The sequence below is a fragment of the Acinetobacter sp. CIP 102529 genome (assembly GCF_000368325.1).
GTDB lineage: Bacteria > Pseudomonadota > Gammaproteobacteria > Pseudomonadales > Moraxellaceae > Acinetobacter > Acinetobacter parvus.
Genome location: NZ_KB849355.1, coordinates 290,762 through 303,976, shown reverse-complemented (window position 1 = coordinate 303,976; position 13,215 = coordinate 290,762). Strand labels below are relative to the sequence as shown.

At 40.0% G+C, this 13,215-nt stretch carries 11 protein-coding genes; 2 read left to right on the top strand and 9 right to left on the bottom strand.

From position 1 onward, the window contains the following. Nucleotides 1–25: 25 nt before the first annotated feature. From F972_RS06495 to ybaK, 8 genes are all read right to left on the bottom strand, one after another. A complete protein-coding gene (locus F972_RS06495; protein ID WP_004758093.1) occupies nucleotides 26–2,272 on the bottom strand; it encodes a TonB-dependent receptor in 2,247 nt (748 codons plus the stop codon). 9 nt (nucleotides 2,273–2,281) lie between these two features. After that, nucleotides 2,282–3,520, bottom strand: coding sequence for an MFS transporter (locus F972_RS06490; RefSeq protein ID WP_004758095.1), 1,239 nt, complete (start codon nucleotides 3,518–3,520; stop codon nucleotides 2,282–2,284). Beyond that, nucleotides 3,517–3,888, bottom strand: coding sequence for a hypothetical protein (locus tag F972_RS06485; RefSeq protein WP_004758096.1), 372 nt, complete (start codon nucleotides 3,886–3,888; stop codon nucleotides 3,517–3,519). The genes F972_RS06490 and F972_RS06485 overlap by 4 nt, the downstream gene beginning before the upstream one ends. After that, complete coding sequence (gene acbD / locus F972_RS06480) at nucleotides 3,885–4,523, bottom strand: acinetoferrin biosynthesis acetyltransferase AcbD (RefSeq protein ID WP_004769323.1); 639 nt, start codon at nucleotides 4,521–4,523, stop codon at nucleotides 3,885–3,887. The genes F972_RS06485 and acbD overlap by 4 nt, the downstream gene beginning before the upstream one ends. 27 nt (nucleotides 4,524–4,550) lie before the next feature. Then, nucleotides 4,551–6,368: an acinetoferrin biosynthesis protein AcbC gene (gene acbC, locus F972_RS06475; RefSeq protein ID WP_004769322.1), complete on the bottom strand. Its 1,818-nt coding sequence runs from the start codon at nucleotides 6,366–6,368 to the stop codon at nucleotides 4,551–4,553. Beyond that, nucleotides 6,365–7,846: a lysine N(6)-hydroxylase/L-ornithine N(5)-oxygenase family protein gene (locus F972_RS06470; protein WP_004758102.1), complete on the bottom strand. Its 1,482-nt coding sequence runs from the start codon at nucleotides 7,844–7,846 to the stop codon at nucleotides 6,365–6,367. The genes acbC and F972_RS06470 overlap by 4 nt, the downstream gene beginning before the upstream one ends. Continuing rightward, on the bottom strand, nucleotides 7,839–9,623 hold the full coding sequence (locus tag F972_RS06465) for an IucA/IucC family protein (protein ID WP_004758104.1): 1,785 nt from the start codon (nucleotides 9,621–9,623) through the stop codon (nucleotides 7,839–7,841). The genes F972_RS06470 and F972_RS06465 overlap by 8 nt, the downstream gene beginning before the upstream one ends. Nucleotides 9,624–9,939: 316 nt before the next feature. Further along, on the bottom strand, nucleotides 9,940–10,407 hold the full coding sequence (gene ybaK, locus F972_RS06460) for a Cys-tRNA(Pro) deacylase (RefSeq protein ID WP_004758106.1): 468 nt from the start codon (nucleotides 10,405–10,407) through the stop codon (nucleotides 9,940–9,942). A 169-nt stretch (nucleotides 10,408–10,576) separates the two neighbouring features. On the opposite strand from ybaK, the gene F972_RS06455 reads away from it, so the two are divergent. Both F972_RS06455 and F972_RS06450 read left to right on the top strand, forming a co-directional pair. Next, entirely contained in the window at nucleotides 10,577–10,879 is a 303-nt protein-coding gene (locus F972_RS06455) for a hypothetical protein (protein WP_004683793.1), read from the top strand. Between the two features lie 195 nt (nucleotides 10,880–11,074). Further along, nucleotides 11,075–12,448: an ABC1 kinase family protein gene (locus F972_RS06450; protein ID WP_004758108.1), complete on the top strand. Its 1,374-nt coding sequence runs from the start codon at nucleotides 11,075–11,077 to the stop codon at nucleotides 12,446–12,448. Between the two features lie 183 nt (nucleotides 12,449–12,631). On the opposite strand, the gene F972_RS16570 is transcribed toward F972_RS06450, so the two are convergent. Beyond that, nucleotides 12,632–13,090 carry an IS630 family transposase gene (locus F972_RS16570; RefSeq protein ID WP_033198370.1) on the bottom strand — a complete coding sequence of 153 codons (459 nt, stop codon included), beginning with the start codon at nucleotides 13,088–13,090 and terminating at the stop codon, nucleotides 12,632–12,634. Between the last annotated feature and the right edge of the window lie 125 nt (nucleotides 13,091–13,215).

Below are 13,215 nucleotides of genomic sequence, written 5' to 3'. Positions count from 1 at the left end.
TAAAACAGATGCCTTTTTGATTAGATTAGTATTTGAGGGTATAACTCAAACCATAAGTACGGCCTTGTGCAGGCAGGCTAGAGATAGGACCATATACAGCTTCAGCTGCTTGACTAAATACAGTTTTATATTCTGTATTCCAAACGTTATAAACACCAAAGCCTACCGTTCCTGGGCCAACTTTCGCATTAGCAATCACATCCATAACGGCATAGCCTTTGATCTTCGTCGCTGCATTTGGGCGAACATTGGTATCATATTTTGCCTTTAGAGAATCTTCATATGCTTTATCCGTTCCCTTCACAGCTAACATCTGAACCCTTAAACCATTACCTTTGTCATCGTTCCATTCACCAAATAATGTACCTTTAACTGGTGAAACTTGTAAGGCATTCAGTTCACGCCAAGAACCACCTGCATCCTTGAATTGCCCACGCGTATAGGCAATTGTTCCACCAACACTAAACTGATCTAAAACAGGCATACTTGCATTTGCTTCAACGCCATAAATTCGCTGATCTGTATCTGCAACGGTTACAGAACGATCTGCCTTAAATTGAACCACTTTATCTGATGTATTGTAGAACGTGGTTAAACCTAAATTTGCTCCTAGATCATTTTGGAATCTCCAGCCAAGTTCATAGTTGTTGACCGTAATCGGATCAACATTACCTGAGCGCACAACATAACCTGCTGAAACATCACGTAATACACGTTGAATATCAGGCAAACTAAAACCTTGTGAAAAATTCGCAAAGACTTGTTGTTGATCATTTAATTTATATACCGCACCTAAATTAAATAAGGTTTTATCATGCTCTACAGTCCCTGCCGCTACAGTGCCGACTGGTTGACCCGTGATATCACCTTGAATTGCAGGAAGCGTTGGTTTAAATGCGCTGGTATCACTTTCAATACGTTGATGACGCAAACCTGCCTGAATGTTGACCGCATTGGTTAAATCATAATTTCCTTGTACAAAGATACCGAGGTTTTTAATGGTGGCATCTGGGCCGAAATCATAACTACGACCTGTATTTTGATATTTTAAGCCATTATGCGTAAAACTATAGAGATCTGCCGTTTGTTGATCTTTTTCATGATCATAATCAATACCATAGGTGATTTTTAAATCACGATCAGCTAGATTCAGTTTTGATGTCATTGCTGCACGAATGCCCGCAACATCAATGTCCGACTCTGACTGATAAGCAAAGTAATAACCTGCTGGAATAAAGTTCGCTAGCAGCGTTGGATAGAATCTGGCTTTTTCATTGCGATAGTACGCTTCAACATTTAACTCTTGCCCAAGCAAATCAGTATTTTGATACTGTGCATTGACCGCATAACGCTTGGTAAAGGCTTGATCATCAATTTCAAAACCTTTTAACGCTTTTAAACTTGGCTTTGCACCTAAGAAAACAGCGAAGTTTGTACCATAGTCAGGGCCATATTCTGAATCTTGTTGATCATCATAATATTGCGCACCCAAACTTAACTTTTGCTGATCCGTAAATTGCCAGCTTAAACGCCCATTGACATCAACAGTTTCCGTATCTTGACGGTCAGTCTGTGCAACTTCAGGTCCAATTCGATCACCATGACTGTCTTGAATTTCACCGCGCTGGGTATAACCTGCGCCCAAGAAACCATTCCAATCGCCTTGGTTAAACGCAACGGATTGATAAGCTTCATAAGCCAATGCATCATTTTTAAAATTATCACCTGAAGTCACGCCGACTTTAGATTCAAAACTTAAACTGTCACCAGAGCCTTTTTTGGTCAGAATATTAATAATACCGCCTGTTGCCCCTGAGCCATAAATACTGCTCGCACCTGAAACCACCTCAATTTTTTCAATTGAATCTGGGCTAATGCTATTGAGTTGACGAGCCGCATCACGTGAACCGGTTTGCGCTACGCCATCAATTAACACAAGCACCTGACGACCACGCATGGTTTGTCCATAGTTGGTTGTGGTGCCACTACTTGGGCTAAGTGAAGGCACTAACTGCGCCAAAATATCGGCCAGTTTACGACCTGCCGCGGCCTGTTGCTCAATCTGTTTTTGTTCAATGGATTGAACTGTTCCTGCAATTTCCGCAATGCTTTGCGCTGAACGTGTTGCCGTGATCACAATTGGCGCGAGTTGTACTGAGTTTTTGCTTGGTGCCTCAGCTGCGGCATCTGCCTCAACAGTTTGCGCATAAAGCTGCGTGCTGACGGCCAAACTTAACAGTGTCAATGATGTCGAAATTGACATAACTTTCATAAATTACCCCTAGGTGAGTTGTTGCGTTTGTTTTGCTTTGTGGATGAGAACTTGGCTGAGCAATACGCTCAAAACCGATGAAACTGCGAGAATCAGATAAAAATTTCCATAGCCCAGTGATTTCGCTAAAAAACCTGACAGTGCGCCGCCAATGAAATACACCAGTAACTCAAAGCAAACTAAAATGGTGAAATCTGTACCAGCCTGATCTTTAGAACAGGTCTGCATGAAATGTGCATAAAGTGCCGTCATGGCGATATAACGAATAGCGAGTATGACCACGACAAACACACCAAGCAGCAAATGCCATTGATCAAGCCAACTAAGTAAAACGGCGCTACCCAACAAGGCATAAACCAAGGTCCGCGCCCAACCTGCCCAAATCAGCAATTGAGTTGCTGCTAATTTTTTCAATAAAAATGCGGCGGATACTGCGGCCAATAAACCCACACCTGCACCCACAACAGACATTAAAATGCCAATTTCTGACAAGGACCATTTTTGGTCAATCAGCATCGGATTCAGCATCGCCATAGCCGGTGCTTCGACCACGCGATAACACACAATTAATGCTAAAGCCCATAACATTTCAGGGCGTTTAAATGCACGAATTAAGCTAGGCGTTGGTTTTGCGATTTTTTCACTCGTCTCTTTTTCTTGAATGAAGAAAACAGCCAACATGGTCAGTGCGGTCATGGCCGCCAAAGACATTAACGCCGTTTGCCAGCCATAAAGTTGATACAGCCATAAAGTCGCCGCCCCACCTACCATACTACCTAGCGCAACCCCCATACTTTGCGCCATACTGCCAAGACGGTATTCAGACTCAGTAAAAGTTTCAACGGTATAACCATCAATGGCAATATCTTGAGTTGCGGCAACGGTTGAAATCCATAAACCCACAATAACAAAAACAGCTAAACCATAATCAAACTGGGTGAGTGCCAAAGCCACGACACCCAACACCAAAGCCATTTGCGTCAACAAAAGCCACGTTTTGCGTTTACCCAGTTTTTTGAAATAAAAACGATCGATTAGCGGTGCCCAAAAGAACTTGAGTGCCCAGGGAATATAAAGCAGCGACAACATGCCAATCCAACGTAAATCTACCCCTTGATGGCGTAAAATTGCAGGCAGTGCAACGTTATAGAAATAAAGTGGTAAGGCGTGGGCAAGATACAAAACCACGACCACCGATAGACTTAATGCAGATATTTTTTGAATATTGAGTGTATTTTTCGAATTCATAACGACCTCTGCAAAGCCCATTGTGTGGCTTCAGCTTTATCTACGCTCACAAAATATGGAACATGCCAAGCTTTGTGCAGAGCTGGTGTATCCAATCGAATACGATCATCTTCATCTTGAGCAATACGAGCAAAACCCAAGCAATATTGGTAAAAATCTTGTTTATATTGCTTATACCATTTGCCTTGGATTGCTCTATATTCTTCAGGAAATTCAGTATTTACATCGGTTTGCATGATCAACACGAAATTTTGCTTATGTTCGAAATAGTGCTGAATCCGTGCTAACCATTGTTCAAATTCTGCAACAGAGACATTCGCCGCAAAGCGCATGTCTAAGATATGCATTTCATTGATATATAAGCTCATGTAACACTCAGGAGTTTGGCTGGCTGATCTGCTAGCTTGTGTTGTGATGTTTGGTAATATTCCCCAAACTTGTGATAAAAAGTTTCTCGGAAGCAGTAGTACAACATCGCTGTTTTTTCAGGCATCGGTATTAAACGTTGGCTTTCATAACAAAGCTCTGCCACTACTGCTGCATATGGTTTAACGGTATGATCTGGCTCACCCACAATTTTTTTAGCTTTCGAATGTTCAAAAATGTAAAAACTGAGTAACCGAATGGTTGGTCGCAAGAAGCCTTTGCCAAACACAGATTTGTCACCAAACAGGAGATGCCAACCGAGATCATTGTCATCACCATCGTAATAACGGCCTAAACGATCTCGTTTACCTTCATAAATTTCGGTATAACCCACATCTTTGCCATCAATTCCGACGATTAATAAGCGGTGATGGTCATCTGCTAACATTTTGTCGAAGTAAACTTGTAACTCCAGTTCCGATTTATTTAACTGCCACTGTGGAATCACATGTGGTTCATGCATCCATTTGTGTAATAAAGGAATATCCTGCGGATATTTCACTTGTCGTAAGTAGTACTGAGTTCCATCCTCAAAGTATTCAAAATAATCGGGTAATTGCTGAGAGATTGTTTTCATATCGAACCTATAAAATGACGAATAAAATTATCCCACTTTCGCTTGGCGAGGTTGTTCTGCCCATGTTTTCAATGTTTCTGGGCTAACTGGATTTGCAATGGGATCAAGAAAGACAGGAACAGGACGCTCTGCTTCATCGTTATAACTTGTGGTAAATAAACGCACACGGTTTAGGCAAATTTTGGTGTAGTTAGGACGTAACATGGCAAATTTGTCAGCGCGCTCAGCCAGTTCTGGGTGTTTTTGGTTAAATTCAACAATTGTGTTGGAAATGGTCTGCCAGAAATCAAGCTCAGAATATTCAGGATAGTCTTGCAAGAACACATTACAGATATAACGGTAATGCACCATGAACAGACCAGTGAAGATAAAATGACTTAGATCGGTCGCCTCATGTCGTAATAACAAAGCCGCTTCAGGTGGTAACTGAGCTAACTCAGGGAAATCCTCATCCACCAAATTAATGTCATCAATGAAATCTTTTAATACCATAGCTTTTGGTACGCCATTTTCATGTACCAACATCGTGTTCTCACCGTGTGGTGAAAATGCCAAACCATAGCGGTATAAGCAAAGTAATAATGGACTCATACTTACTTGAGCAAATTGTGCTAACCAAGCCAAAGGGCTTAAACCTGATGCCTGGATCAACACGCTCAAGATCGATTGACCTGAAATATCACGGTGTAACAATGCTGCTTGAGATAACACTTGATGAGATGAATCAACATAACGATCAACACTTTCACGCCATAAACAACCGAACAGCTCTTTAAATTGATACGGTGCGCCATCAATGCGATCGAAACAAGGCTGATGAATAGTTAAAGTCGCAACTTCTCCCAAGAAAATCACACCTGTATGTTGTAAATCCTGATCTTGTTGATGAATCTGTTTCAACCATGCGGTCACTGCGGGTGCTGCAAGATTACGTTTTGAGGGTAATCCACGATAAACAGCGGTATTAAAAATACTGACTGGCAGCTTAATGTAATGACGTTGTAGATTTGATGTATTGCATAATGTACGAATCGATTGCATCGGTACATAACTATCTTGGCTGATATTCAGCTCAATGATTTTCTGATCGACAATCTCATTGGCATAAGTCGGAACGAGCCATTGATGCCATTGCCATGCGTGTACTGGAATTAAAAAGTAATTTTGCGGGTCTAGATTTTTTTCTTGGAGAATATTGATGAATTGCTGTAGTTCATTGGCATCAAATTCATGTTGATATAAACCGCAGGCACTCCAATCTTCAGTACTTCGATACTCTGCCAAATCACGATGTACGGCTAACCACAATACTTTAACTTCAGGTGAAAGCTCTGGTGCAGCGCTTAAATAATCATCATAACCAAAACCCATACGCCCCTTACTCATGATGAGCCAAGGATGACCTCGTAGCATGCCTTCAACTTTGTAATGAGGCTCAGTCAAAACCGCTGTGCTTGGCAAACGCGTTTCATTGAACAAATGTGCTTCTGCCAACCAAGTATTGTTCATTTCTTTGATCAAATATGCTTTGGTAAATGGCTTTACATTAGAACTGTCAGACATTGCGACAATAAACTCATGTAAGTTCCAAGCAGGTTGATCATTTTCCTGACTATGAGTCACATCACGTACAGAAGCTTCCTGAATATTCCAATGTCCAAGTAGATATTGATGTCCTTGAAATTCATACTGACGATTGCCTAAATCTAAACGATAACGACCTGCTGACAATGATTTAACTTCAAAAATTTCTTCGTATAGAAACTCTGCAATCGCCATTTCAATAAGACGTTGTCCTGCGGCACGCCATTGCTGCTGATTAATTTTTAAAGTTGCAAAGTTCATATCAGTTTCTCATAAGTTGAATGTACAGAAGCAGTTTGTGTCCGTGTATTAGCACCACGACGATTAGGATGCGCCGTCATCACGTTCTGTTCTGTTTTCTTGAAAATTGAATGGTTTTTATTGGCAGAATTTTCACAAACGCACTCGTTTGATTGTGCTTTGTCATCTGCCATACAAATTTTTGGATTTTGAGAGAGATTAAAGTGTTGGAATGTCTGCGCCTGCTGATCGAGTTCATAAAGCGACTCACCAAGCAACTGATTGATAATTGTCGCTGCACGATAAGCACCAAGCCCTAAGTCTGGTGTACCAACACCGTGGCTATGCATTTCCTGATTCTGGACAAAAATATGACCATTTAGATGATGTACAACACGATAGTCTTCCGTGATTTGCCAACGCTGTTTATGATCAAATTCAATATAAGGTTTCAGCAACTGCATAAAACCAAAATCAGGGGTAAAGTAACCTGTTGCAGCAACCAAAAAATCACAATCTAAATGGAAAGCCTGTGTCGTGGCACGATGCTGGAAATGCAGTCGAATTTTTTGCATATCTAAGACTTCTGCATCTTTCAAATCACATTGGCTATGCAAATGTGTCTGCAAACTTTGACCCGCAATGCTACGGTGATAAAGTTTTTGATAGATTTCACGGATGGTCTTTGCACTAATGCCCTTGTACAACAAAGACTGCTGCTGCAATTGTTGCTCTTTCTTTTCAGCTGGCAAAGCATAAAAATGCTGTGCATAGTCTGGGCTAAAATGTTCCAGTCCCAATGGTGCATATTCCATTGGGAAGAAGCCCAGAGAACGAGTAAACCAGTGTAGGTCGAACTGATGATTGGCTGTATCTTGCTGCTCATCAAGCAGATCAATAAAGACTTCGGCGGCGGATTGCCCTGAACCAAGTACTACAACATCGCCGTGTAAATCTATATCTGTATGCGTCATATATTGCGCAGAATGCAGACATTTTTGTGGTTGCTGCTGCTGTACTTTAGCCAAGCATTCAGGCAAGTAAGGCACATTACCGCTTCCGATGACCAGATGACGGCATAAATAACTGTGCTGAACACCCTCCGATTCCACCACAACTTTAAAACCAATAGTTTGAGGTTCGATCTTCAAAACACGAGATTGGTATTCAATACAATCAAGTTGTTCTGCAACCCATTGACAGTAATGGTTATACTCACAACGTGGAATATGCGGCTGTTCTAAAAAGTAAAATTTATATAAGCGTTGCTGATGACGCAGATAATTCAAAAAGCTAAATGGGCTAGTTGGATCAACCATTGAGACCAGATCTGCCATAAACGGCACTTGCAATACCGTATTGGGTAACTGCATCCCTGCATGCCAGTCAAACTGAGCTTTCTGTTCGAAAATTGCATAGTTAAGTGTGCTTTTATTATGCAGCAGGCTGGCCAGACTCAGATTAAATGGCCCTAAACCAATTCCAATAAAATCAAGCATAACTGACATCCTTCTGTGAAATACACAGCGGATTTGGCAGTTCGACATAGACAGATTGGTTCTCGACAGGCGCAATCAGCTCATCTAATTCATGTAAACGTGTGAGCAAATTACCTTTATAAGGCAAGGTTACATTGAACAATAATCCCTGTAATAAGCTACTGTCTGGATATTGCTGCAATTGCTCTTGCAAGAAACTTGTTAGATGCCCAAGTAATTCATCTTCAGTAATATAGCCTGTTGCGCCAATCGCATTGATAATGCCGAACAAGGCATTGCCAAAGAAATAATAACTAAAACGTTCATCCACGAAATCTTTAGGCCCGACGGCAAACGCTTTTTCTTTTAGCTCAGGCAGCGCTTGCAGAATTTCAGTGGCAAACTCTTCGATATAATAAAAACCTTGGTTATCACGTAGCCATAAGGTTTTGGGGAAATGATTCTCTAGTTCTAACAGCACATTCTGCTGATGTGATTCAAATGCCATGCCATGGCGATGATAGACATACATCAACGGTTGCAAACTGACTTCAAGGAAACGATTAAACCAATCCAAAGCAATTTCTGAGAAATCGGTTTCGTGATGTGCTTTTGCAATTTTTGCAAATAAAGCATTAAAACGATTTAAAGGTCTATTTGGATGATCCTGACATAAGGATGCAATACAAGTGACTTGCTGTTGAGGATGAAATGGCTGATCACGGAAAATACAGATACTTTCATTCACCACTTCATCATCAATTTTTAAGGCAATCCAAGCTGGGTCATTGACTGTCTTTAAGCTTGGAAATTTTTTTAGAATATTCTGACCAAACTCACTGTGCCACAGACGATGAGTGAGTTCACCACGGTGGCATTCTTTCGCTAAATTGACTCGAATAGAGTTGGTGATCATCACCGAAAGAGATGGCTTCACCATCCACGGAGCGTTGAAGCTTGCCAATGTACGAATGGATGTTGTTGGAGAGAATTGCCAGCCTCGTAAGCCTACATCAATTAACTGCCCCGTTTGTTTTAAACGTTCAAACCAAGGCTTACTTTGTAAATAACGGGCTTGCCAAGGATGTAATGGGAGTAATTTATATTCGCTATGGGTTTTAACTAGATTGAGATCATTTTCAGATAAATACCACTGTAATGCCGTTTTTAATTGCGCTGAAATAGGTTCATCAGTCGCACTACCTTCCGCAATGTAATCTTGGTGCACTAGCCAATAATGAAGTTGTGTCTTGCCCTTATGTTCAGGTGAAAACTTTAACCAATCTTCATGTACAAAACCTGTTCTACTTTTCGGCGCTGGATGCATGCTATGCCCCAGTATGAGTGCCTGCTCAGTTTCAATGAAACTCTGACCTGCTTTGACCAAATCATCAAAATCAGTTTCACGGTGTGCTAAAAACTGTTGTAGCGCATCACGACTTTGAATCCACTTCTCTACTAAAGATGCAGCATCTAATGGAATAGACGATTCAAAAACCAGTTCTTCAAGCAATAACCCGACTATTGCAACAGGACTAAATGTCTTGATTTGACCATGAATAATAATTTGTGGAAGATCTGCTAAGCGATGTCTCCCGACTCGACTGACATAAGATAAAGGGAAATTACATTGTGCTTGAATAGAATGTATTGGGATTGATAACAGCGTCAAACCTTGGCTAAACGCTTGTTGTTGCAGACTTTGCTGATTTTGATTAAGCAAGTGACCTTTGCCAGTTTCTTGCGTATATGCGTTGACGAAATGTTGTATCGCCAACCGATTGGCAAGTGATTGCATCTGTCGGTATCCTCTATAAAGAGAGAGTTAGTTTTTTTTCGAATGTTTGAGCTCAAAACACTTCTCAAATACAGCAACGACTGCATATAAGATTAAAGTAATGATAATAATTATCATTTATAATAGCAATTATAATACTTCCTTTGAAATTAACAGCACAAAGCATTGATTAATATAGATTAAATAAAAAAATAGATGATTATTGATACAAAAGATAATAATTCTCATTATTATATATTCTAATGAAAATCTGAAATTTTATTGTTTTAGTAGATTGAAACATTAAAGCATAAGCAATAGATGTCAGATAAAGTCCCTAACTATCCAACAGATCAGAGAAAGTTGCATTTAATAACTTTGCTAGATCATTAGGATCTAAACCAATATCCAATCCCCTTTTTCCACCACTCACATAAATTTTGGTCAACGCTTGCGCCGTTGCATCAATCACCGTTTTTAGGCGTTTCTTCTGTCCCAATGGGCTGATTCCTCCCACCAGATAACCTGTCAAACGCTCCGCATCTTTTGGATTGGCCATCTGTAGTTTCTTGCATCCAACTGCTGTGGCAACTTTCTTTAAATTAAGTTGATGATTGACAGGCAGAATGGCAACGAAAAAGTTTTTTTCGTCAGTGACCAGTAAGGTTTTAAATACTTCCTCTACCCGAAGATTCAATTTTTCTGCCGCTTCCAGACCAAAGCTTTTAGCATTGCTATCATGTTCATACTCATGAATTGAAAACGGGATTTTATTCTTTTCTAATAACTTGCAGGCTGGTGTCATATTTTTCAGTTTAATTAAATCTGGGTTTAAAACGGGTATAAGTGTAGCAAATTTGGATAGATAATTAAATTTTACTTAGGCTATTTTGATATAAATCCACATCTTGATAATTGGACAATGAACCTCATATATTCATTCACGGTGAAAATGAAAAAGGCTCAAGTCATTTATGAGTTACAAACATAATAATTTAATGGCAATGCGCCAGAATTATTGGGATGATGAATCCTCTACCATACAAGCTGAAAAGCAATTTCTGAGAGATACACTTATCGAAGAAGGTATTTTTAAGGATGCGACTTTAGAAGATACTAAGTATTTTTTCTTCACCCTCCCCAGTATTATTATTGTCAAAGCCCATGCACTGGGTTTTCATCATAGCCATGTGAAGCGTATGCTTATTCAGCATATTCACACCAATAGAGCAGCTTTAATGCGGAAGTCATCGCTAAAAATTCAGTTTAAGATTTAGCACAAATGTATATTGGAACCAGTCTAAAGATAAAAATTCTACTTAGGCTATTTTAATAATATTGATCTACTTCACAAATTTAGACTAATAATTCAAGCGATTGAACTATTTTAATACGTTCAAAAGCTGTAATATCCACTAAAATTTAACTCTCGGCTTTCCTCCCCTCCGATTTCAGCATAGGATTTTTCTTTCATGTCAGATCAGAACGATAAGCTTAAGAACCTAAAAACTTCATCGGTGGATCGCCGCTTATCTATTGCAAAAGCCTCTTTACTTGCTGGAACACGCTGGGCAACTGCAAGTGCGACTTCTATTTTCTCCAGTGAAGAAGAAAAAGAGAAGAAACGTAAAAAGGTCATGGCTGAACAGGCACAATATTTGGTTTCTGAAATTGGGAAACTAAAAGGTTCAATTGTCAAGATTGGGCAAATGATGGCTTTATACGGCGAACATTTTCTACCAGAAGAAATCACACAGGCGCTAAACACGCTAAACAACCAGACTATTGCCTTGGCTTGGCCAGCAATTAAGACACATTTGCAGGAACAGTTGGGGTCAAAACTCGATGAATTGACCATTGATCATGAACCAATCGGAACGGCCTCACTGGCTCAAGTACACCGTGCCACACGTAAATCGGATGGTTTAGAGCTTGTCTTAAAGATTCAATATCCAGGTGTCGCTGAAGCAATTGATTCAGACATGAACCTTTTCAGGAACATGTTAAAACTCACTCGTATGGTGCCGCAAACACGCGAATTTGATCAGTGGTTTGATGAAGTCCGTGAAATGATGCATCGTGAAGTGGATTACGGGATTGAGGCAGCAACAACTCGCCGCTTTGCTGCACGTCTGAAAGATGACCCTCGTTATATCGTTCCTGAAATTGTCGATGAATTTTGCGCTAAAAAAGTGCTGTGCATGACCTTTGAGCGTGGTGTGCCTGTAAATAGCCCTGTCATGCTCTCCCTGCCACAGGAACGCCGCAACAAGCTTGGTGAAGCCTCTTTAGAGATTGCAGTACGTGAGCTGTTTGAATGGGGCGAAATGCAAACTGATCCAAACTTCGGTAATTACCTGGTTCGTTTGGGTAACGGCGATGATGTAAATGACAAAATCGTTCTCCTCGACTTTGGTGCAATTCGTCAGTTCGATGAGAATTTGCTCACTGTTGCACGTAACCTGATCCATGCTGGTTATAACCATAACAAAGATGAAATGGTTAAAGCGATGACAGGCTACGAGTTTTTTGATGCAATGCCTGAAAGTATCAAACCAGGTATGGCAGATGTGTTCCTGATCGCAACAGAAGCTTTTAGCTGTCCAGCCAATAATCCAGACATGCCAGCAGGTGTTATGGATGAGCAGGATCGTTATGACTGGAAGAAAAGCCAACTGCATAGCCGCGTCATGCAACAGGCAGCACAGTCTATGGCATCACGTTATTTCTCTGTTCCACCAAAAGAATTTATGTTCATTAGCCGTAAGTTTATTGGTGCATATACATTTATGACAGTGATTGAAGCAAAGACCAATGTGCGTAAAATGATTCGTGAGTTTGCGTAACGTACATTTATAAAAGTTATTTCGACCAATCTGATGTGTCAGATTGGTCAATTTTTTAACAGCTATTTTTTTTAATATTTTTAAAAACAAATAAAAAACAAAAAGATAATTCGTTTATCCCCCCTATATTACCCTTTATCTTTCTCAAATGAGCATGTCAAACAAGACATATAGTCAAACCGTTTAATTACCCATACACTCGTTAAAGAAACGACTAAAAAGCTTATCTATTGAGTTAACCAACCATTTTTTCCTTTTTGCTTTCACCCATGCCCACATTTTTTCAATAGGATTAAGGTCAGGACTATACGGTGGTAACCAAAGTATTTGATGCCCATGTTGGGTTAATAGATCTTGTATATCTTGTCGTTTATGGAAAGCTGCATTGTCCATGACAATTACACTATTCGAGGGTAATTCTGGTAATAAAAACTGATCTACCCAAAAATGAAATACATCCGAATTTACTTTGCAATCAAATAAACCAACTGCAAATAACTTACCCTCATGGATTGCTCCTATTGCATTGGTTTGATTTTTTAATTGCCAATTATATGTTCCATAACAAGGAGTTCCCTGTTTTGAATAACCATGAGGTCTATGTTCATGAGATTTAAATCCACTTTCATCAAGATAGATGATCGGGTGTTGACACCTTAATCGGTTTAAATCTTTTCTCTGTACACGACAAATTTCACAGAACCCTTATCCTATCAGGATTCTGCTTTCTTAAAATTGCCAAAATTTCCTTAAACTCTTCTTTTTTC